Origin of the sequence: Mesorhizobium sp. M1A.T.Ca.IN.004.03.1.1, from assembly GCF_003997555.1 — a bacterium.
GTDB lineage: Bacteria > Pseudomonadota > Alphaproteobacteria > Rhizobiales > Rhizobiaceae > Mesorhizobium.
The window spans coordinates 1,033,972-1,054,995 of the sequence record NZ_RZTV01000001.1 but is presented as its reverse complement, the minus strand read 5'-3'; the positions used below and the strand labels follow the sequence as shown (position 1 = coordinate 1,054,995).

The 21,024-nt window shown below is 63.9% G+C and carries 16 protein-coding genes; 12 read left to right on the top strand and 4 right to left on the bottom strand.

From position 1 onward, the window contains the following. Window positions 1–22 precede the first annotated feature (22 nt). Together flhB and EOD29_RS04985 are read left to right on the top strand one after the other, a co-directional pair. Window positions 23–1,105 (top strand): flagellar biosynthesis protein FlhB, encoded by a 1,083-nt coding sequence (gene flhB, locus EOD29_RS04990; protein WP_095800430.1) that lies wholly within the window; start codon window positions 23–25, stop codon window positions 1,103–1,105. Between the two features lie 19 nt (window positions 1,106–1,124). Further along, the gene (locus EOD29_RS04985) at window positions 1,125–1,562 is read left to right on the top strand and encodes a hypothetical protein (protein WP_067002370.1); all 438 of its coding nucleotides are present in this window, start codon (window positions 1,125–1,127) and stop codon (window positions 1,560–1,562) included. Between the two features lie 35 nt (window positions 1,563–1,597). Here EOD29_RS04985 and EOD29_RS04980 read toward each other — a convergent pair whose 3' ends face one another. The 3 genes from EOD29_RS04980 to EOD29_RS04970 all read right to left on the bottom strand — a co-directional run bounded on the left by EOD29_RS04980 (window position 1,598) and on the right by EOD29_RS04970 (window position 4,534). After that, window positions 1,598–2,368, bottom strand: a complete 771-nt coding sequence (locus EOD29_RS04980) for a helix-turn-helix transcriptional regulator (protein ID WP_095800429.1) — start codon at window positions 2,366–2,368, stop codon at window positions 1,598–1,600. Then, window positions 2,365–3,075 (bottom strand): helix-turn-helix transcriptional regulator, encoded by a 711-nt coding sequence (locus tag EOD29_RS04975; RefSeq protein ID WP_127215190.1) that lies wholly within the window; start codon window positions 3,073–3,075, stop codon window positions 2,365–2,367. Before EOD29_RS04975 ends, EOD29_RS04980 begins: the two co-directional genes overlap by 4 nt. Window positions 3,076–3,502: 427 nt before the next feature. After that, the gene (locus EOD29_RS04970) at window positions 3,503–4,534 is read right to left on the bottom strand and encodes a histone deacetylase family protein (RefSeq protein ID WP_095800428.1); all 1,032 of its coding nucleotides are present in this window, start codon (window positions 4,532–4,534) and stop codon (window positions 3,503–3,505) included. 169 nt (window positions 4,535–4,703) lie between these two features. Between EOD29_RS04970 and EOD29_RS04965 the strand changes: the two genes are divergently transcribed. From EOD29_RS04965 to EOD29_RS04930, 8 genes are all read left to right on the top strand, one after another. After that, entirely contained in the window at window positions 4,704–6,362 is a 1,659-nt protein-coding gene (locus tag EOD29_RS04965) for an amidohydrolase (RefSeq protein WP_127246153.1), read from the top strand. A 143-nt stretch (window positions 6,363–6,505) separates the two neighbouring features. Continuing rightward, on the top strand, window positions 6,506–7,606 hold the full coding sequence (locus EOD29_RS04960) for an ABC transporter ATP-binding protein (RefSeq protein WP_127246054.1): 1,101 nt from the start codon (window positions 6,506–6,508) through the stop codon (window positions 7,604–7,606). Then, entirely contained in the window at window positions 7,606–8,553 is a 948-nt protein-coding gene (locus EOD29_RS04955) for an ABC transporter permease (protein ID WP_082953946.1), read from the top strand. Before EOD29_RS04960 ends, EOD29_RS04955 begins: the two co-directional genes overlap by 1 nt. Next, window positions 8,546–9,358, top strand: coding sequence for an ABC transporter permease (locus EOD29_RS04950; RefSeq protein ID WP_095777180.1), 813 nt, complete (start codon window positions 8,546–8,548; stop codon window positions 9,356–9,358). The genes EOD29_RS04955 and EOD29_RS04950 overlap by 8 nt, the downstream gene beginning before the upstream one ends. A gap of 47 nt (window positions 9,359–9,405) precedes the next feature. Next, entirely contained in the window at window positions 9,406–10,434 is a 1,029-nt protein-coding gene (locus EOD29_RS04945) for an extracellular solute-binding protein (RefSeq protein ID WP_164763689.1), read from the top strand. Window positions 10,435–10,499: 65 nt separating this feature from the next. Beyond that, window positions 10,500–11,696 (top strand): serine hydrolase, encoded by a 1,197-nt coding sequence (locus tag EOD29_RS04940; protein ID WP_127246053.1) that lies wholly within the window; start codon window positions 10,500–10,502, stop codon window positions 11,694–11,696. A gap of 30 nt (window positions 11,697–11,726) precedes the next feature. Then, on the top strand, window positions 11,727–12,905 hold the full coding sequence (locus tag EOD29_RS04935; RefSeq protein WP_127246052.1) for a serine hydrolase: 1,179 nt from the start codon (window positions 11,727–11,729) through the stop codon (window positions 12,903–12,905). Window positions 12,906–13,028: 123 nt separating this feature from the next. Beyond that, a complete protein-coding gene (locus tag EOD29_RS04930; protein WP_127246051.1) occupies window positions 13,029–15,350 on the top strand; it encodes a Tex family protein in 2,322 nt (773 codons plus the stop codon). Here the strand turns inward: EOD29_RS04930 and EOD29_RS04925 are convergent, their stop codons facing one another. Then, complete coding sequence (locus tag EOD29_RS04925) at window positions 15,351–16,262, bottom strand: LysR family transcriptional regulator (RefSeq protein WP_067326124.1); 912 nt, start codon at window positions 16,260–16,262, stop codon at window positions 15,351–15,353. A 106-nt stretch (window positions 16,263–16,368) separates the two neighbouring features. Between EOD29_RS04925 and EOD29_RS04920 the strand changes: the two genes are divergently transcribed. Next, window positions 16,369–17,559: an acyl-CoA dehydrogenase gene (locus EOD29_RS04920; protein ID WP_067002729.1), complete on the top strand. Its 1,191-nt coding sequence runs from the start codon at window positions 16,369–16,371 to the stop codon at window positions 17,557–17,559. 105 nt (window positions 17,560–17,664) lie between these two features. After that, window positions 17,665–21,024 carry a transglutaminase family protein gene (locus EOD29_RS04915; protein ID WP_127246050.1) on the top strand — a complete coding sequence of 1,120 codons (3,360 nt, stop codon included), beginning with the start codon at window positions 17,665–17,667 and terminating at the stop codon, window positions 21,022–21,024.

Genomic DNA, 21,024 nt, shown 5'->3' with positions numbered 1-21,024 from the left:
ATAGCGATGCGGTCAGGGCACCATGGCTGACGCGGTCGACAAGGATTCCAAAACCGAGGAAGCCACAGAAAAGAAGATCCGCGACACGATCGAGCAGGGCAAGCTGCCTCACTCGCGCGAGACGGCGATCTTCGCTTCCTTCCTCGCCATACTGGTGTTCAGCGTCTTTTACGCCAAGGACGCCATCGTCAATCTCGGCATGTTCCTCGCCATGTTCCTGGAAAAGCCGGAAGCCTGGCCGATGGACACCGAGACCGACGTCATCGAGCTCTACAAGACCGTGCTGTTCGAAATCGGCCGCGCCGTCGTCAGCCTGCTGGTGCTGCTGGTGGTCGCCGGCGTCGGCGCTTCGGTGTTCCAGAACATCCCGCAATTCGTCGGCGAACGGATCCGGCCGCAGCTGTCGCGCATTTCGATCGCCAAGGGCTGGAGCCGCCTGTTCGGCGTGCAGGGCTTTGTCGAATTCGCCAAGTCGCTGGCCAAGCTTGCCTTCGCCATCGCCGTGCTCGCCTTCACGCTGTCGGAAGATCACCGCAGGCTGCTCGCCGGCATGATCACCAACCCGGTGTCGTTCGGCATGGTCATCCGCGGCATCTTCGTCGACATATTGGTGGCGATCGTCTTCGTCATGGGGGCGGTCGCGGTCGCCGATATCGTCTGGTCGCGCTTCCACTGGCGGCGCGACCTGCGCATGACCAAGCAGGAAGTGAAAGACGAGCTGAAGCAGTCGGAAGGCGATCCGATCGTGAAGTCACGCCTGCGCTCGCTGGCGCGTGACCGGGCGCGGCGGCGCATGATGACGGCGGTGCCGCGCGCGACGCTCGTCATCGCCAATCCGACCCACTATTCCATCGCGCTGAAATATGTGCGCGAAGAGGACTCCGCTCCGCTGGTGCTCGCCAAGGGCCAGGATCTGGTGGCGCTGAAAATCCGCGAGATCGCGAGAGAGAACAACATCCCGATCTTCGAGGATGTGGCGCTTGCCCGCTCCATGTACAAGCAAGTTTCAGTTGATAGCGTGATCCCGTCGCAATTCTACCAGGCCGTCGCCGAATTGGTGCGGATCGTCTACTCGAAGAAGGCCGAGCGAAAAGTAACCCAATGATCGGACGCTGTTTCTATCCATGAACCGGCAACCACACGCCAATTCACGCGAGCAGATCGTCGCCAATGCCATCCAGGACGTGGTGGGCGAGCTGCGCCTGATCGAGGTCGCTGACTATATCGCCTTCATCCGGCTGGAGCATTTCGCCTGCCTGTCGGACCTGGTGGACTCGGCTGCGGAGCTCTATTTCCAGCCGGGCACGCTCAGGCTCGGTCATGGCGGCGAAGCGCATGTCGACTGGAGCGGCAGCCCGCGCATCGTGCTCGATCTCGAGCTTCGGCCGCGCGGCGTAACCGTCTATTTCCAGCTGATGCTGACCGGGCAGGGCACGTCCGTGATCGTCAATTACGTCTCTTTCGAGAAGCCGGGCGAGACGCCGGAGCACAACACCGCCCTGCTCGAGGACGCGATCGACGAGGCGCGCATCCGGAGGACCGAGCCGCTCGCTTTTCCCTGACGATGTTTCAGGTCTCGGCGCCTGGCCTGGGCGAGCTACTCGATCAGGCCAAGGCGCAGCGCCTTCGCGACCGCCTGGTTGCGGTTGACAGCGTTGAGCTTCTGCGTCGACTGGGTGAGATACTGGTTGGCGGTGTGCACCGACAGTTTCAGGAGCTTCGCGATCTCCTCGCTGGTGTTGCCGTTGGCGGTCAGCTTCAGGCATTCGAGTTCGCGCTTGGAAATGGCGCGCGTCCTGCCGGTTTCGCTTGGACGGATGCGGGCGACCGACGCGAACAGGGCAAAGCAGCGCGCGTGGATTTCACATAGCGTGTCGTCCGAAAGGGTCATGTCCGGCCCCAGGAAGACGAGTAGCCCGCACTGGCCGCGCTCCGCATGCACCGGAAAGGCGATGCCGTCGGTGCCGGGCGCGAGCGGCGCGGTCGGTTCGGACCATGCCAGGCTCTCCAACCTCTGCTGCGAAACGGCCATGCCGCTGTCGGCCCACCAGCGCGGCGTCGTCGAGATGCGGCTGTGGCGCACCATTTCCTCGCCGCTGGCGCCCGAGATGAATTTGGTGGTGAGGCCGGTCGACGGATAATCCGAATCGAAGCAGGCGACGAGGCGCGCTCGCTCCAGCGAGGGGCTGACGAAGAACAGTCCGAAACCAGAAGCGTTGATATCGACCGCGATCCAGCGGCAGCGGCGCACGGCGTCCGGAATGGTCACCGCGTGATGCGTCTCCGATCCGAGCGAGAAGGCGCCGAACGGATTGCGCTGCTCGTTGAAAAGGGCGGCAGCGGCCTCTTTGATCTGTGCGTGCTTCAAATGATGCCGCTCCTGATAGCGGTCGCAATCGCCATCGCGCGGTTCGAAGCCGCGAATTTCTGGATGGCATGCGTGATGTAGCTGTTGACGGTGTTCGACGAGACGCCAAGGATGAGGGCCACCTCGTCGGTGGTCTTGCCCTCCGATACCCAGAACAGGCATTCGCGCTCGCGGTCCGACAGCGGATCCTGCATGGATGCCGCGGCGATCAATTGCGGGATGCTGGATAACGCGTAGCAGCATTTCAGCTGCGCCTTCATCAAGGCCGTAAGGTCGATCTTGCCGGGCTCGGCGGCGGAAAACAGCACGAAAAGGCGCTGGCGGCCAACATTCAACCTCAGCGAATAGATCTCGGCGTGGCCGAGCACATCGAGCAGCCGCGCTTCCTCGCCGCTCAGTAGCGCGCCGGCGTCGGGCGCATGCGCCGCGACCAATGGCTTCGGGCGCACGCCCGGCGCTGCCGTCAGCGGGCCGAGCGCGAGATTGGCAATCAGCCGCTTGCCGATCAGCTCGATGGCGTCGAAAATCCAGTTCGACGACACGATACGCGCGTCGTTTCGATCCTGATCGTGCACCATGGCGACCAACATATAGCTGTCGGCGCCGATATCGGCTGAAAGCTGCATGAAGAAACTGGTGAGATCGCCGCGCGACGCCAGGCGCGAGCCTGAAGCGTCGGAATGAAGAAGCGCGGCGGGACTGCTCATTTTGATATTCTGACCGGAATCGATCCTTGCGCCCGGTGCTGGCATTGGCCAGCGCTCGGACCCGAAACGCGTCACGTTTACGAAGACACACCCACGGGCGCGCACAGCGCCCAACCGAGCCGAATCCTTACAGGGAACGCGAAGCCGTCCGCGTCTGGTACCGGCAGGACGCCGGAACTTGAGACTTTGGGTGGTCGCCGCGCCCCCCGTGGACCGGCTGATTCGGGTCTAATCTACCCGCAGATGAATCCGACATCAAACGCGATTTGACAAAATCGAATCCGCTGGACTCGTGTTGCGACTCAGCGGCTGCTCATCGCGTTGCTTGGGGTGGCTTCAGAGCTGCATCGAGCCGACGATTTCCCGGTGAAATCGAAAAAATAACGCTCCGTTGCAGGTGGAGCGCGTCCGTTTGATCAGATATGGCTCAGCGGTCCTCGAAGCCGGTCAGCACGCCGACGGCGTTGATGCCGATTTCCTCAACCGCGTAGCCGCCTTCCATGACGAACAGCGTCGGCAGGCCGAGCTTGGCGATGCGGCGGCCGATCTTGGGATAGTCTTCGCTCTTCAGCTTGAACTGGCTGATCGGATCCTTCTCGAAGGTGTCGACGCCGAGCGAGACCACGACCACGTCCGGCGCATAGGCGGCAAGCTTGGCACAGGCGTCTTCCAGCGCTGCGTTCCAGCCGTCCCAGTTGGTGCCGAAGGGCATCGGGTAGTTGACGTTGAAGCCTTCGCCTTCATCCTCGCCGCGCTCGTCGGCATGGCCGAGGAAGAAGGGGTACTCGACCATCGGATCGCCATGCAGGTTGAGCACCTGGACGTCGCCGCGGCGATAGAAAATCTCCTGCGTGCCATTGCCGTGGTGGTAATCGACATCGAGGATCGAGACACGGCTTGCGCCCTGGTCGCGGAACCATTGCGCGACGACGGCGGCGTTGTTGATGAAGCAGTAGCCGCCCATGAAGGCAGCGCCGGCGTGGTGGCCGGGCGGGCGGCAGAGCGCGAAGGCGGTCCGCTCGCCGCCCTTGACCAGGGCGGCCGCCGTCAGCGCGACGTCATAGGATGACTTGATCGCCTTCCATGTGCCTTCGACGAAAGTGGCGCCGGCATCGAAGGAATAGTAGCCGAGCAGGGCGTCGATGCGCTTCGGCGGGACATCGCCGCGCAGGCCGCGCGTCGGCCAGGTGAAGCCCATCGCCGAGCCCTTGAAGCCGGCGGCGACCCATTCCGGCCAAACCGTCGGCAGGAAATCGATGTAGTGCGCTTCATGCACGCGCTTGGCGGCGGCAAGGTCGTGCTCGACCGGCCCGATGATCGGCCCCAGCTTCTCGCTTTCCACCCTTGCCTTGATGAATTCGGCCCGCGAGGGCTTCTCGAAACCCGGCACGATCGCCGAGGTGACCAATTCCATCTGGCCGGCGTGACCGGCGTGAAGCGGTGAAAAAACTGTCTTCATTTTGGGAGTTGGCTCGCTGTTCGAGTTCTGGTTTCGGGGCCTCAAACAGCTTTGTGGCAGAGAGTTCCGGCGCCGCCAAGGGGCATTTCAGTTTGTCGTTCGGGCCAGCATGGGACGGCTTGCCAGACGCCAATACTCTGCTAGCCTAGGCGCAAACCGGGAGAAAATGATGCCGCAAACGGCCGATCTTATCGTCGAGAACGCCAGCATATTGACGATGGATCCGGATACCCCCGCCGCCCAGGCCATTGCCATCAAAGGTGATAAGATAATTGCGATCGCAGATCGCGATAGCGTCCGCGACTGCAAAGGCCCTGCCACTCGTGTCGTCGATGCTCAGGGCGGCTCCGTCCTGCCGGGCTTCATCGAAGCGCACATGCATTTGTTCGGCGGCGCGGCCGAGCTCGACAATCTGCATCTGGCAGGCGTGCAGGGCTTCGACGCGCTTCGCGACGCGATCCGGGGCTTTGCGGCGAAGCGTCCGAAAGCCGGGCTGCTGCTCGGCGCCGGTGTAGACTATGCGATCCTGCCCGAGCCGGTGACCCGCCATCACCTCGACCGTATCATTCCCGACCGGCCCTTCGCCATGTCGGCCTCCGACCATCACACGATGTGGGCAAACACCAAGGCGCTGGAAGAGGCCGGCCTGCTGCATGGCAAGCAGGTGGGACCAGGCAACGAAATCGTCATGGGCGCGGACGGACTTGCCGCCGGCGAGTTGCGCGAAGGCGAGGCGTTCGGTCCCGTGCTCGACCATTTCGGCGCGAACCGGACGCGGCTCGGCCTCGAAGGTGCGGAGCCGGATCCCTATCCGTCGGCAGCGGAGCTTGCCGCCGACGGCGATCTCATGCACCGCGGGCTCGAGTGGTGCGCAAAGCACGGCATCACTTCGATCCAGAACATGGACGGCAACCTCTACCAGCTCGAGCTGCTCGCCGGGCTGCAAGAGGAAGGACGGCTCATCTGCCGCACCAAGATCCCGTTCCACTTCAAGAATTTCATGAAGCTGGACATGCTGGAAAAAGCCTCGCGCATGGCGGCGGCGTACAATTCCGAGTGGCTGTCGTCCGGCATGGTCAAGGTCTTCTACGACGGGGTGCTGGATTCCTGGACCGCGGTGATGGTCGACGATTATGCCGACCGTCCGGGCTGGCGCGGCGAGCCGCTTTTTTCCCCCGAGCATTTCGCCGAGGTTGCGGTCGAAGCCGACAGGCGCGGCCTGCAGATCGCCGTTCATTCGATCGGAGACGGAGCGGTGCGCGCCGTGCTCGACGGTTACCAGGCGGCAGCGAAGAAAAACGGCAGGCGCGACAGCCGGCACCGCATCGAGCACATCGAAGTGATCACCCCGTCCGATGTGCCGCGTTTCGCCGAGCTCGGCGTGCTCGCCTCGATGCAGCCGCCGCATCCGCCGGGCGCGATGAATTTCCCGCTGGAGCCGACGATCTCGCGCATTGGCCATGATAAGTGGCCGCTGAGCTATGCCTGGCGCACCTTGAAGAATGCCGGCGCGCGGGTCCTCTTCGCATCCGACTGGCCGGTCTCGCCGGTTGACCCGATCCTGGGCATCCAGGCGGCGGTCTTGCGCAAACCTTGGGCAGAAGGCCTGCCGGACCAGAGCTTCTCGCTGCATGAAGCGATTGCCGGCTACACGGTCGAAGGCGCCTATGCCGAGTTCATGGAACACCGCAAGGGGCGCCTGAAGCCCGGATACCTCGCCGATATCGTGGTTTTGTCGGCCGATATCGAGAAGACGGCGCCGGAGGCGCTGCACACCGTGCGGCCGGTCACCACCATCTGTGGCGGCAAGATCACTTTCCAAGCTTAGGATTGACTAGGCCTGAGGCTGGCATGGGTATTGCGTTAAAAAAACGAGTAGCAGCTCCGCAGTTGCCAAGCCGGTCGGCTTATGGTGACAATCAAACAGGAACGCACCTGCCGCCAAGAGCAGGCTCTCTCAATGGGGTAATCGTGCCGGAACAACCGGGTAAGAACGCGATCGAAGTTCGCGGCGTACGAAAAGTATTTGGAACCGGTGAAAACCAGGTAGCCGCTCTCGACACGGTGTCCGTCTCGATCCGCGAGAATGAGTTTTTCACGCTGCTCGGCCCGTCCGGATGCGGAAAGACGACGCTTTTGAGACTGATTGCCGGCTTCGATTTCCCAAGCGCCGGCGAAATCATGCTGCACGGCCAGGACATCGCGCCGCTGCCGCCGTTCAAGCGACCCGTCAACACCGTCTTCCAGAGCTACGCGCTCTTCCCGCACATGACGGTGGCGCAGAACATCGGCTTCGGTCTGGAGATGCTCGGCAAGCCCAAGGGCGAAATCGAGGCACGGGTCGCTCAGATGCTGAAACTGGTCAAGATGGAGGCGCTCAAGGCGCGCCGCACCAGCCAGATCTCGGGCGGCCAGCAGCAGCGCGTGGCGCTCGCCCGGGCGCTCGCGCCACAGCCGAAGGTGCTCTTGCTCGACGAGCCGCTCTCGGCGCTCGACTACAAGCTGCGCAAGGAGATGCAGATCGAACTGAAGCGGCTGCAGCACGAGACCGGCATCACCTTCATCTTCGTCACCCACGACCAGGAAGAAGCGCTGACCATGTCAGACCGGATCGCGGTGATGTCGGCCGGCAAGATCCTCCAGGTCGGCACGCCGCGCGACATCTACGACAAGCCGGCGGAACGCTTCGTCGCCGATTTCATCGGCGAGACGAATTTCTTGGCCGGCACGGTGTTGTCGAAGAAGCCAGGGGCGGCCACGGTCAAATTCGCCAGCAACGCGACGATCGCCGCCGGCTATCCGGAGGGCTTCGATCCGACAGGCAAGGTGACGCTGGTGGTGCGTCCCGAGCATGCCGACCTGGTGCCCGATCCGACCAAGGGCACGATCGCTGGAACGCTTTCCAACATCGTCTATTTCGGCACCGATACGCATTACCACGTGAGGCTCGACGGCGGTGAGAACTTCATCGTGCGCCATCAGAACAGCCGCTCGTCTCCGGTGACCTACGAGACCGGCGCCAAGGTCGGCATCCAGTTCGAGGAGGGCGCCGCGCGCGTCCTGAAAGACTGATGACGACAGCCACGCTCTCCCCGACCATGCCTTCCAAGGCCGCGTTGTTCGAAGCCCAGGCGGTGAAAGCCGGCGCGCGACGCAACCGCCTGCTGTCGCTGCCGGCGCTGCTCATCATCGGCATTTTCGGCGTGCTCCCGCTTTTGATCATCTGCGTCTATTCGTTTCTGGCCGCCGCGCCCTATGGCGGCGTGCAGTGGCGGTTCTCGACCGACGCCTATCTGAACTTCCTGTTCCAGCGCGACATCTTCGACGACACCCTGCAGTTCACGCCGGACTTCCTGATCATCTATCTGCGCTCGTTCCTGTTCGCGGTGGTGACGACGATCATCTGCCTGCTGCTCGGATTTCCGACCGCCTATTTCATGGCGACGCGACCGCCGGCGCAGCGCAACTGGTGGGTGCTTCTGATCACCATCCCGTTCTGGTCGAACCTTTTGGTCCGCACGCTGGCGATCATGTTCATCATCCGCGACGAAGGGCTGATCAATAACGCGCTGCTGGGGCTCGGCGTGATCGATAAGCCGATCACCATGCTCTACACCAATTTCGCAATCCAACTCGGCCTGCTCTATGCCTTTCTGCCGTTCATGGTGCTGCCGCTCTATTCCAGCCTGGAGAAGCTCGATTTCCGGCTGATCGAGGCGGCCTACGACCTCTATGCGACGCGCCGCCAGGTGTTGTGGCGGGTGATCATCCCGCTGTCGAAGCCCGGCATCATCGCCGGCTGCCTGCTCGTCTTCATCCCGGCGCTCGGCGCTTATGTCACGCCGCTGATCCTCGGCGGGGGCGTCCACCTGATGATCGGCGATCTCATCGCCCAGCAATTCGGATCGGGGCGCAACTGGCCGCTCGGCTGCGCGCAGGCGCTGATCCTGATGGCCGCGGTGCTGGTGGCGCTGTTCTTCTACGTCCGCAATACGTCAGGGAAGGTGCAGCATGGCTGAGCCGCGCAGCATCGACATCAAGGAGCAGCCGGGCTTCCGCTCGATTGCTGTCATCTGCCTGCTGGTGCTCTACGTGCCGGTGCTGATCCTGATGATCTTCTCGCTGAACAGCGGCTCGCTGGTCACGCATTGGGAGGGCGTCACGCTCGGCTGGTACGGCAGCGCATTGCGCAACGAGGAATTCCACAACGCTGCCCGCAACACGCTGATCATCTCGATCAGCGCCACGATAATCTCTACCGTGTGCGCGACGCTCGCGGCGATCGGCATGACAAGAGTGAAGCCGTGGCGCGGGCTGGCGGCGGCCTTCATGGTCATCAATCTGCCACTGATGGTGCCGGAAATCATCACGGCGGTGGCGACGCTCTCCTTCTTCGCGCTGATCGCCGGCACGTTCGGGCTGAATTTCGGCATCGGCAATCTGATCCTCGCCCACACCGTGTTCTGCATTCCGTTCGCCTACATGCCGATCCGGGCGCGGCTGGAAGACATGGACCTGACGCTGGAATATGCCGCCGCCGACCTTTACGCGACGCCGTGGAAGGCCTTCAAGCGCATCACGCTGCCGTTGCTTGTTCCCGGCATCATGTCGGGCGCAGCACTCGCCTTCATCGTCTCATTCGACGATTTCACCATCACCCAGCTCGTCGCCGGCCCCGGCCAGACGACTTTGCCCCTCTATATCTGGAACCAGATCCGGCGGCCGATGACGCCGGAGATCAACGCCATCTCCACCATCCTGCTTTTGGTGTCGATCCTGTTCGTCTCGGTCTCGTTCCTGATCGCGCGGCGACGCGCCAAATGATCCGTGAGCTCCAACACAAAACAATGGGAAGGCAAGGAGAACATTAAATGTCTGGAAAACTGATGGCGGCCGTTTCCGCGGCCGTGCTGTTATGGGCCGTTCCGGCGCTCGCCGACGGCGAATTGCATATCTACAACTGGGGCGACTACACCAACCCCAAGCTGATCGAGAAGTTCGAAAAGCAGTACAACGTCAAGGTGACGCTGGACGACTACGATTCCAACGAAACCATGCTGTCCAAGGTGCGCGCCGGCAATTCGGGCTACGACATCGTCGTGCCGTCCGACTACACCGTGAAGATCATGATCGAGGAGGACCTGCTCGAAAAGACCGAGCCCAACGCGATGCCGAACGGCAAGAACATCGATCCACGCTTCCTCGATATCTACTGGGACTCCGGACGCCATTACACCGCGCCGTGGCAATTCGGCACGACGGCGTTCTCCGTCAATACGGATAAGTTCAAGGGCGACATCAACACGCTGGCCATCCTGTTCAACCCCCCGGACGAACTGAAGGGCCAGATCAACGTGCTCGACGACGTCAACACCGTCATGCACGCGGCCGAGCGCTATGCCGGCGTGCCGCGCTGCGGCGCAGACAAGGCCGGCCTGAAAAAGATCAACGACATACTGATGGCCGCCAAGCCGTCATGGAAGACCTTCAGCTACGACACGATCACCAAGATCACTTCCGGCGACGTGATCGTGACCGAACAGTGGAATGGTGCGGCCTACCGCTCGCGTCAGAAGATCCCGGCGATCAAATATGCCTATCCGAAGGAAGGCATCGAGGGCTGGATGGACAATGTCGCGGTGCTGAAGGGCGCCAAGAACCTGGAGAACGCCAAGCTCTTCCAGGATTTCGTCATGGCGCCTGAGAACGCGGCGCTGATCTCCGAGTATGCCGGTTACGACAACGGCATCGCCGGCAGCCACAAATTCCTGCCGGCGGAGTTCGCCAACTCGCCGGAAATCAGCCCGCCAGCCGGCTCGCCGACGCCGGAATTCGTGCCGCCGTGCCCGCCAGATGTGGTGGAGATCTACAACAAGATCTGGACCAACCTGCGCAAGTAACTGAGCGGGAACGCATGAAGGGAGGGGAGGCTCCGGCCTCCCTTTCTTATGTGCAGGGAGGATTGATGACATCTTACCGCAACTCCGATCCGCGGCCGCCGATCATGCAGGGCTCGCCGCCGGCCATGGCTCTGCCGAAGCTCGACTGGGATCGGCCACCGTGGAACCGCTGGGCCTTCCAGCACGTGCGTGAGTTTTTGCCGACCGTCGAGGTCTGGCGCGGCCAAGGTCATCGCCGTCGGCTCGATCGCGCCGAGGTCGATCTCGATGACCTGGCGGTGGCGGATAGCGAGGGCCGTCCGACAACGCTCGCGGGCCTGCTCGATGAGACCTACACGGACGGTTTGCTGGTGTTGAAGGACGGCAGGGTCGCCTATGAGCGCTACTTCAACGGCATGGACGAACGCACGCTGCATCTGTCGCAGTCGATGGCAAAGTCGGTCACCGGATCGGTGTTCGGCATCCTGGTCGGGCGCGGCCTGATCGACCCGGCCAGGCTGGTGACGGATTATCTTCCGGAGCTCGGCGAGAGCGCCTGGACCGGGGCCACCGTGCAGCAAGTGCTCGACATGACGACCGGCGTGCGCTTCTCGGAAGAGTACACGGATCGCTATTCCGAGATCGGTCAGGTCGATGTCGCCACCGGCTGGAAGCCGATCCCGCCGGGCAGCGATCCTGATTTCCGGTGGCCCGCGCATCTGTTCGAGCTGATCCTGCGCCTGAAGGACAAGGTGCGCGAACATGGCGAGGCCTTCGAGTACCGCTCGATCGAGACCGATGTGCTTGCCTTCATCATGGAGCGGGTGAGCGGCAAGCGCCTGGCGCAGCTGGTCTCGGAAGAACTCTGGCAAAAGCTCGGCGCCGACGAGAGCGCCTGTTTCACAGTCGACAGCGCCGGCTATGCGCTGGCCGATGGCGGCTTCAACGCGACGCTGCGCGATTATGGCCGCTTCGGCCAGTTGATCCTCGACAATGGCGGCGGGGTCATCCCTGCCGAGTGGATCGAGGCGACGCGCAGCGGCAAGCACGGACCGGACTTCAGCCCGAGCCTTCCGGACGGCAGCTACCGCAACCAGTTCTGGATCGAGGATCCACGCTCTCGCGCACTGATGTGCAAGGGCGTGTTCGGCCAGATGATCCATATCAGCTGGGAGCACAGGATGGTCGTCGTGAAGCTTTCGACCTATCCGGATTTCCTCAACGCCGCCTATTCGGTGGCGACGCTTAAGGCCGTGCACGCCATAGCCGCCGCGCTAGGCTGAAAGTCAGAGATAGACGACCGGGAGACAATCGTGACCGGCAACACCGCGTTCGAGACCAGATACGGCTTTGCCCGCAAGGATGTGCGGCTCGATAATTGGCGGCTGAGGCCGTTCAGCCAATGGTCGTTCCAGAATGTCGGCGAACTGGTGCCGAGCGTCCACGTTGCCGCCGCGCCCGGCGGCGAGGAAGAGGTGAAATCGCTCGGCGCGCTGCTCGAGGAGAAAGTCACCTTGGCCGGCGGCGCCGAAACAGTCGAAGCCTTCCTGAAGCGCTCCGACACTGACGGGCTGACGATCCTGAAGGGCGGCAGGCTGGTCGGCGATTGGTCGGCCCCGCATATGGCGTTCGGTCAGCGCCATATCATCTTTTCGATCAGCAAGTCGGTGACGGCGATCCTCGCCGGCATCCTGCAAGGCGAGGGGGTGTTCGACCCGGAAGCGCCGGTGACAGAATACATCCCCGAAGCCAAGAGCTCGGCCTATGGCGATGCGAGCGTGCGCAATGTGCTCGACATGACGGTCAGCCTCGACTTCGAGGAGGCCTATCTCGATCCGGAAAGCGCCTTCGCCCGCTATCGCCGCGCGACACTGTGGAATCCGGGCGGCGGGTCGGAAAGCCTCGCTGCGTTTCTGTTGACGTTGCCGCGACTCGCCGAGCCGCATGGGCAGACCTACCGTTATCGCTCACCCAATTCGGATATGCTGGGCATTCTGGTGGAGCGGGCATCCGGCAAACGCGTCAGCGACTTGCTCAGCGAGAAACTGTGGCTGCCGCTGGGCGCCGCGAGCGAGATGTCAGTGACGGTCGACATGGAAGGCACGGCGCGTACCGCCGGCGGCATGTCGATGACGCCGCGCGACCTTGCCCGCATCGGCGAGATGATGCGACAGGGCGGCACGGCCAATGGCCGCCGCATCGTGCCGGAGGCTTGGGTGCATGACACGGTTGCCAGCGGCGGCAGCCATGAAGCGTGGCGGCGCGGTACGATGGTGTTCCTCTTCCCTAAGGGCCGCTACCGCAACAAATGGTACCAGATGGGCACGCCAAGCGGCGCCTTCTGCGGCATCGGCATTCACGGCCAGTGGATCTACGTCAACCCGAGCGACGAGGTGGTCATCGCCAAGATGTCGTCGCAGCCGGAACCGGTCGACGATCAGCTTGATCTCGATGTAGTCGCCTTCTTCGAGGCCCTGAGCCGGATGGTTTGAGCCGTTCGGCTGGTCTTTCCTCGCAGCTCTTTCCTGTGGAGCTTTCCTGTCGGGTGGAGACAGCGCGGTTGGCGCAGCCGTCGTCCCGGCCTATTGTCGCCGCTCTTTTCGGCAGGAACCAGCATGGCATCGGACATCAAGCGCATCGCAGCAATCATCGCGGCCGAGATCGGCTCGCGGCCGGAGCAGGCGGCAGCCGCAATCGGGCTGCTGGACGAGGGCGCAACGGTGCCTTTCGTGGCGCGCTACCGCAAGGAGGTCACCGGCGGCCTCGACGACACGCAGTTGCGCGACCTTTCCGAGCGGCTTGCCTATCTGCGCGAGCTGGATGCGCGCCGCGACACCATCCTCGGTTCGATCCGTGAGCAGGGCAAGCTGACCGAGGACCTCGAGGCAAAAATCGCGGCGGCGACCACCAAGGCCGAGCTCGAAGACATCTACTTGCCATACAAGCCGAAGCGCCGCACCAAGGCCGAGATCGCCAGGGAACGTGGACTGGGGCCGCTGGCCGAGGCGATCCTCGCCGACCGTTCGGCGGTGCCTGCCGAACTCGCGCTAGCCTATCGCACAGACGAGGTTCCCGACGCCAAGGCGGCGCTCGAAGGCGCACGCGACATCCTGTCGGAGCAGTTCGCCGAGAATGCCGATCTGGTCGGGAAGCTGCGCGCCTATATGAAGGAGCGCGCCTTCCTGCGCGCCAGGGTCGTCGACGGCAAGCAGGAGGCGGGCGCGAAATTCTCCGACTATTTCGATCATGTCGAGCGCTGGGCGAACGTGCCCAGCCATCGCGCCTTGGCCATGCTGCGTGGCCGCAACGAAGAGGTGCTGTCGCTCGACATCGAAGTCGATGCCGACGATCAATCGCCGGTGAAACCGGTCGAGCGGATGATCGCCAACGCCTATGCGATTGGTAGCACCCTGCCGGGCGACCGCTGGCTGATGGAAGTGGCCGGCTGGACCTGGCGGATAAAACTATCGCTCCATCTGACGCTTGATTTGATGCGCGACCTGCGCGAGCGGGCCGAGGACGAGGCCATCCATGTCTTTGCCCGCAACCTCAAGGACCTGCTGCTCGCCGCGCCCGCCGGCTCCCGGCCCACGATGGGTCTCGATCCCGGCATCCGCACCGGCGTCAAGGTGGCTGTGGTCGACGGTACCGGCAAGCTGGTGGCGACGACCACCGTCTATCCGTTTCCGCCAAAGAACGATGTGCGCGGCACGCAGGCGGAACTTGCCAGGCTCATTCGCTTCCACAAGGTGGAGCTGATCTCGATCGGCAACGGCACCGGCAGCCGCGAGACCGAGAAGCTGGTGGCCGACATGCTCGCCAGCCTGCCGTCCGACGGCGGGCCGAAGCCGATCAAGGTGATCGTCAGCGAAGCCGGCGCGTCGGTCTATTCGGCCTCGGCGACGGCGGCCGCCGAGTTTCCCGACCTCGACGTGTCGCTGCGCGGCGCGGTGTCGATCGCCAGGCGCCTGCAGGACCCGCTCGCCGAGCTGGTCAAGATCGAGCCGAAGTCGATCGGTGTCGGCCAGTATCAGCACGATGTCGACCAGTACCGGCTCGGCCGCTCGCTGGAGGCGGTGGTGGAGGATGCGGTCAATGCCGTCGGCGTCGACCTCAACACGGCATCGGCGCCGCTCTTGGCGCGCGTGTCGGGACTGGGGCCATCGCTTGCCGAAGCGATCGTCGCGCATCGCGACGTCGGCGGTCCGTTCGCTACGCGCCGCGATCTGCTGAACGTGGCGCGGCTTGGACCGCGCGCGTTCGAGCAGTGCGCCGGCTTCCTGCGCATCCCGAACGGCTCCGAGCCGCTCGACGCTTCATCCGTGCATCCGGAAGCCTATGGCGTGGCAAAGAAGATCGTCGCCGCCTGCGGCCGCGACGTGCGCGCGCTGATGGGCGACAGTGCCGCGCTCAAGGCACTTGACCCTCGTGTCTTCGTCGACGAGCGCTTCGGCCTGCCGACGGTACGCGACATCATCGCGGAACTGGAAAAGCCCGGACGCGACCCGCGGCCGGGCTTCAAGACGGCGACCTTTGCCGAAGGCGTCGACGACATCAAGGACCTGAAGCCCGGCATGCTGCTCGAAGGCACGGTCACCAATGTCGCCGCCTTCGGCGCCTTCGTGGACATCGGCGTGCACCAGGACGGGCTGGTGCATGTCTCGCAGCTGGCCGACCGCTTCATCAAGGACGCGCATGAGGTGGTAAAGGCCGGCGATGTCGTGAAAGTTCGAGTGGTCGATGTCGACATCAAGCGCAATCGCATCGGCCTCTCGATGCGCAAGGATGGCGGCCAGGGTGGGGCGCCTCGGGTCGGCCAGCGCGACAGCGGCGGCGGCAAGCCCGTACCGCGCTCGCCGGCGCCGCAGCGCCAGCCTGAAAAGCCGTCACAGGGTGCGTTCGGCGCGGCGCTCGCCGAGGCGATGAAGCGGAAATAGCTACCACGCCAGAACAGCCGGCTCCTTCTCAACCTGGCCCCGCAGCCAGTCGCGAAAGCTGGCAACCGGCGGATGGCCGCGCTTGGCGTGCGGCACGACGAGATAATAGGCACTGCGGCTCTGCATCGGCTTGCCCGGCGCCGGCGCCAACTGGCCACGCTGCAATTCTCCGGCGATCAGGATCTGCGGCAGCAGCGCCACGCCGAGCCCCGCCATGCAGGCCTGCGCGACCGTACCGAACTGCTCGAACTGCATGCCGGGGCCGGTCGGCGCGTCGAGCTCCTGATGCTCGAACCATTCGCTCCAGGCGTCGGGACGCGTTGCCATGTGCAGCAACGGCAGGCGGCCGATATCGGCCGGCGTCGCGACCTTCCGCTGCGCCAGGAATTCGGGCGCGGCGACCGGCATCACGGTCTCGCGCATCAAAAGCGTGCAATCAGCGTCCGGCCAATCAGGCATGCCGTGGTGGATTGCGGCGTCGAGCCGCTCGCGCGCGAAGTCGAAGCGGCCAATGCGCGTGGCGAAATTGATCGTGATGTCCGGATGACGGGCGACGAAATCCGGAATGAGCGGCATCAGCCAGCGCGTGCCGAAGGTCGGCAGGATGGCAAGGTTGAGAACACCGCTATGCCGATTGCTCATCAATCCAAGCGCCGCATCGCGCAACTGCGCGAGTGCCGAGCGCACCGCGCCGGCGTAGATTTCGCCCGCCGTGGACAGCCTGACATTGCGGCTGTCGCGTTCGAAAAGCCGGCGCCCGAACTGCTCTTCCAGCAGATTGATCTGCCGGCTGACGGCACCTTGCGTGAGATCGAGCTCGCGGGCCGCGGCGGTGAAGGAGCCGAGACGCGCCACCGCCTCGAAGGCGGCAAGCGCGCTGATGTTTGGCAAGAGGCGGCGCTGGACGTTCATGACCTATTACTATCGCTCATTGATGCTTGATGCAATTTCGTTTGATTTTTTCCAGATGGAGGCGGATAAGCCGGGCCATCCAAGATTTTACCGGGAGACCCACCTCATGGCCGCCGAGAAGAACGCCTTCGTCTGGAACGATCCCTTCCTGATCGAGGACCAGCTTTCCGAAGACGAGCGGATGGTGCGCGACGGCGCAGCGGCGTTCGCCGCCGACAAGCTGGCGCCCCGCATCGAGGAAGCCTATGCCGATGAGAAAACCGATCCCTCGATCTTCCGCGAGATGGGCGAGGCGGGCCTGCTCGGCATCACCATTCCAGAGGAATATGGCGGGCTCGGCGCCAATTACGTCACCTACGGGCTGGTGGCGCGCGAAGTCGAACGCATCGATTCCGGCTACCGCTCGATGATGAGCGTGCAGTCGTCGCTGGTCATGTATCCGATCCATGCCTACGGCTCGGAAGAGCAGCGCAAGAAGTACCTGCCGAAGCTCGCCTCCGGCGAATGGATCGGCTGCTTCGGCCTCACCGAGCCGGATGCCGGCTCCGATCCGGGCGGCATGAAGACACGGGCCGAGAAGACGGCGAACGGCTACAGGCTTTCCGGCTCCAAGATGTGGATTTCCAACGCGCCGATCGCCGACGTCTTCGTCGTCTGGGCAAAGTCGGCCGCGCATGACAACCAGATCCGCGGCTTCGTGCTGGAAAAGGGCCTGAAGGGGCTGTCGGCGCCGAAGATCGGCGGCAAGCTTTCGCTGCGAGCCTCAATCACCGGCGAGGTAGTGATGGAAGGCGTCGAGGTCGGCGAGGAGGCGCTGCTGCCCAATGTCTCGGGCCTGAAGGGACCCTTCGGCTGTCTCAACCGCGCGCGCTACGGCATCTCGTGGGGCGCCATGGGCGCGGCCGAGGATTGCTGGCACCGCGCGCGGCAGTACGGCCTCGACCGCAAGCAGTTCGGCAAGCCGCTCGCCGGCACACAGCTCTTCCAGAAGAAGCTCGCCGACATGCAGACCGAGATCGCGCTCGGCCTGCAGGGTTCGCTGCGCGTCGGCCGGCTGATGGACGAAGGCAAGATGGCGCCGGAGATGATTTCGATCGTCAAACGCAACAATTGCGGCAAGGCGCTCGACATCGCCCGCCAGGCTCGCGACATGCATGGCGGCAACGGCATCCAGATCGGCTATCACGTGATGCGTCATGCCCAGAACCTGGAGACGGTCAACACCTATGAGGGCACGCATGACGTGCATGCGCTGATACTGGGTAGGGCGCAGACGGGGCTTCAGGCGTTTTTCTAAGCCGGCAACGCTGCTTAAATTAGGTGCAACGCAACATCTCTGCTTGGAGAATGCCCAGCACTTATGTCAGGGTTCGGCGACTGAAACGCCGTTCCCCGGGGCACCATGGCAATTCTGGCAGCCGTCCACCACCTGACCCATTACAAATACGACCGGCCGGTCGTTCTCGGCCCTCAGGTGATCAGGCTGCAGCCGGCGCCGCATTCGCGCACCAAGGTGCTCAGCCATTCGCTGAAGGTCGAGCCGAAGAACCATTTCGTCAACCTGCAGCAGGACCCGTACGGCAACTTCCTCGCCCGCTTCGTCTTCCCGGAGCCGGTGACGGAACTGAAGATCCAAGTCGATCTCGTCGTAGATATGACGGTCTATAATCCGTTCGATTTCTTCGTCGAGGAATCGGCCGAGAATTTCCCGTTCGATTACCCGGAAGAGATCAGCCAAGACCTCGCCATATACCGCACGCCCGAGCCGGCCGGCCCATTGCTGTCGGCCTTCCTGAAAACCATCGACCGCAGTCCGACAAACACGGTCAATTTCCTGGTCGGCCTCAACGCGCGGCTGCAGCGCGAGATCGCCTATATCGTGCGCATGGAGACCGGCGTCTATTCGCCGGAGGAGACGCTGGCCGCAGGCAAAGGCTCGTGCCGGGATTCAAGCTGGCTGCTGGTGCAGATCCTGCGCAACCTCGGCATCGCGGCGCGTTTTGTCTCCGGTTACCTGATCCAGTTGAAGCCGGACCTCGTCTCGTTGGACGGACCGCCTGGAACCTCGGTCGATTTCACCGACCTGCACGCCTGGTGCGAAGTCTATATTCCGGGCGCCGGCTGGATCGGCTTCGACCCGACTTCCGGTTTGCTCACCGGCGAAAGCCATGTGCCGCTGGCGGCGACGCCGCACTTCCGCAATGCCGCGCCGATCTCCGGCATGGCGAGCTTCGCCAATGTCGATTTCGGCTTCGACATGCGCGTCGATCGCATCGCCGAGCATCCGCGCATCACCAAGCCGTTCTCGGATGAAAGCTGGGAGGCGCTCGACGCCTTGGGCAACAAGGTCGACGCGGTTTTGCGGGAACAGGATGTGCGGCTCACCATGGGCGGCGAGCCGACCTTCGTGTCGATCGACGATTTCGAGGCTGCCGAATGGAACACGGCGGCCGTCGGGCCGACCAAGCGCGATAAGGCGGATCAGCTGATCCGGCGCCTGCGCGAGCGCTTCGCGCCGGGCGGTTTCCTCCACTACGGGCAAGGCAAGTGGTATCCGGGCGAGAGCCTGCCGCGCTGGACCTTCTCGCTCTTTTGGCGCACCGATGGCGAGCCGGTCTGGCGCGACCCGTCGCTGATCGCGCGCGAAACGAGCACCGTCTCTGTCGGGCCTGAGCAGGCCGCAAGCTTGCTCACGGCGATCGCTGCCGAGCTCGGCATCGACAAGGCGATGGTCGGCGAGGCCTATGAGGATCCGGCCGAATGGCTGCTCAAGGAAGGCAAGCTGCCGGATAATGTCGACCCGTCCAACTCGAAGCTGGAGGATCCGGAAGAGCGCAGCCGCATGGCACGTGTGTTCGAGCGCGGCCTGACCAAGCCGTCAGGCTATGTGCTGCCGGTGCAGCGCTGGAACAGCCAGGCCGCCGGGCAGCGCTGGCGTTCGGAAAAGTGGAAGACGCGGCGCGGCCGGCTGTTCCTGGTGCCGGGCGATTCCCCGGTCGGTTATCGGCTGCCGCTCGGCGCGCTGCCTTACGTGCCGCCGGCGCAGTACCCCTATATCGTGCCGGTCGATCCGTCGCTGCCGCGCGCTACGCTGCCGGCGCGCGACGCTCTCTTGCCGGAACCTGCCCCAGCAGAACTTGAGGGCCCCGACGAAATGGCGCGCCGCCAGCTGGCAGCGTCCTTCACCGCGACAACGGGCCAGCAGGACCGCGTCGAGCAGGAGATCACCGAGATCGGCGGTGCGGTGCGCACGGCGCTCACCGTCGAACCGCGTGACGGGCGGCTCTGCGTGTTCATGCCGCCGGTCGAGGCGCTTGAGGACTATCTGGAGCTGGTGGCGGCTGCCGAGAACGCAGCCAAGGCGATCGGACTGCCGGTGCATATAGAGGGTTATGGGCCGCCGCACGACCCGCGCCTCAACGTCATCCGCGTGGCGCCCGATCCCGGCGTCATCGAGGTAAACATCCACCCGGCCGCCGACTGGCGGGAATGCGTCGCGACGACCGCGGCGATCTATGAGGAAGCCAGGCAGTCGCGGCTCGGCACCGACAAGTTCATGATCGACGGCCGTCACACGGGCACGGGCGGCGGCAATCATGTCGTTGTCGGCGGCGCGACGCCCAACGATAGTCCGTTCCTGCGCCGGCCGGACCTGTTGAAGAGCCTGGTGCTGCAATGGCAGCGGCACCCATCGCTCTCCTATCTGTTTTCCGGCCTGTTCATCGGCCCCACCAGCCAGGCGCCGCGCATCGACGAGGCACGGCATGATTCCCTCTATGAACTCGAGATCGCGCTGGCCCAGGTGCCGCATCCCGACAAGGGCGAGGCGCCGTTGCCGTGGCTGGTCGACCGGCTGTTCCGCAATCTCTTGACCGACGTGACCGGCAACACGCACCGTTCGGAAATCTGCATCGACAAATTGTTCTCGCCGGACGGTCCGACAGGACGGCTCGGTTTGGTCGAGTTCCGCGGCTTCGAAATGCCACCCAATGCCCGGATGTCGCTCGCCCAGCAATTGCTGGTCCGGGCTATCATCGCGCGGGCTTGGAAGAAGCCGCTGGACGGCCGCTTCGCGCGCTGGGGCACGTCGCTGCATGACCGTTTCATGCTGCCGCATTATGTCTGGGCGGATTTCCTCGACGTGCTGGAAGATCTGAAGCTCAACGGCTTCGACTTCCGCCCGGAATGGTTCGCAGCCCAACTCGAATTTCGCTTCCCGTTCTGCGGTGAGGTGCAGCATGGCGGCGTCAAGCTGGAGCTCAGGCAGGCGCTCGAGCCCTGGCATGTGATGGGCGAGCAAGGCGCGATCGGCGGCACGGTCCGCTTCGTCGATTCGTCCGTCGAGCGGCTGCAGGTGAGGACGGAAGGCCTCAATCCGGAGCGTCACGCGGTCGTCTGCAACGGCCGCATCGTACCGATGAAGGCGACCGACAGCAGAGAGGTCGCGGTGGCAGGCGTGCGCTTCAAGGCCTGGCAGCCGGCCTCCGGCCTGCATCCGGCCCTTCCGGTCAACACGCCGTTGGTGTTCGACATCTACGACCGCTGGTCGGGCCGCTCGTTGGGAGGCTGCGTCTATCATGTCGCGCATCCGGGCGGCCGCAACTACGAGACCTTCCCGGTCAACGGCAACGAGGCGGAGGCGCGGCGGCTGGCCCGCTTCGAGCCGCGCGGCCATACGCCGGGTGCCTATGTGCTGCGTGAAGAACAAGGTTCTGAGGAGTTTCCCATGACCCTTGACCTCAGGCGACCGGCGAGATTCTGA

Excerpts from the sequence above, each read along its gene's own strand:
- flhB (WP_095800430.1), top strand. The coding sequence starts at position 23 with ATGGCTGACGCGGTCGACAAGGATTCCAAAACCGAGGAAGCCACAGAA.
- EOD29_RS04985 (WP_067002370.1), top strand. The coding sequence starts at position 1,125 with ATGAACCGGCAACCACACGCCAATTCACGCGAGCAGATCGTCGCCAAT.
- EOD29_RS04975 (WP_127215190.1), bottom strand. The coding sequence starts at position 3,075 with ATGAGCAGTCCCGCCGCGCTTCTTCATTCCGACGCTTCAGGCTCGCGC.
- EOD29_RS04970 (WP_095800428.1), bottom strand. The coding sequence starts at position 4,534 with ATGAAGACAGTTTTTTCACCGCTTCACGCCGGTCACGCCGGCCAGATG.
- EOD29_RS04965 (WP_127246153.1), top strand. The coding sequence starts at position 4,704 with ATGCCGCAAACGGCCGATCTTATCGTCGAGAACGCCAGCATATTGACG.
- EOD29_RS04955 (WP_082953946.1), top strand. The coding sequence starts at position 7,606 with ATGACGACAGCCACGCTCTCCCCGACCATGCCTTCCAAGGCCGCGTTG.
- EOD29_RS04950 (WP_095777180.1), top strand. The coding sequence starts at position 8,546 with ATGGCTGAGCCGCGCAGCATCGACATCAAGGAGCAGCCGGGCTTCCGC.
- EOD29_RS04945 (WP_164763689.1), top strand. The coding sequence starts at position 9,406 with ATGTCTGGAAAACTGATGGCGGCCGTTTCCGCGGCCGTGCTGTTATGG.
- EOD29_RS04940 (WP_127246053.1), top strand. The coding sequence starts at position 10,500 with ATGACATCTTACCGCAACTCCGATCCGCGGCCGCCGATCATGCAGGGC.
- EOD29_RS04930 (WP_127246051.1), top strand. The coding sequence starts at position 13,029 with ATGGCATCGGACATCAAGCGCATCGCAGCAATCATCGCGGCCGAGATC.
- EOD29_RS04925 (WP_067326124.1), bottom strand. The coding sequence starts at position 16,262 with ATGAACGTCCAGCGCCGCCTCTTGCCAAACATCAGCGCGCTTGCCGCC.
- EOD29_RS04920 (WP_067002729.1), top strand. The coding sequence starts at position 16,369 with ATGGCCGCCGAGAAGAACGCCTTCGTCTGGAACGATCCCTTCCTGATC.
- EOD29_RS04915 (WP_127246050.1), top strand. The coding sequence starts at position 17,665 with ATGGCAATTCTGGCAGCCGTCCACCACCTGACCCATTACAAATACGAC.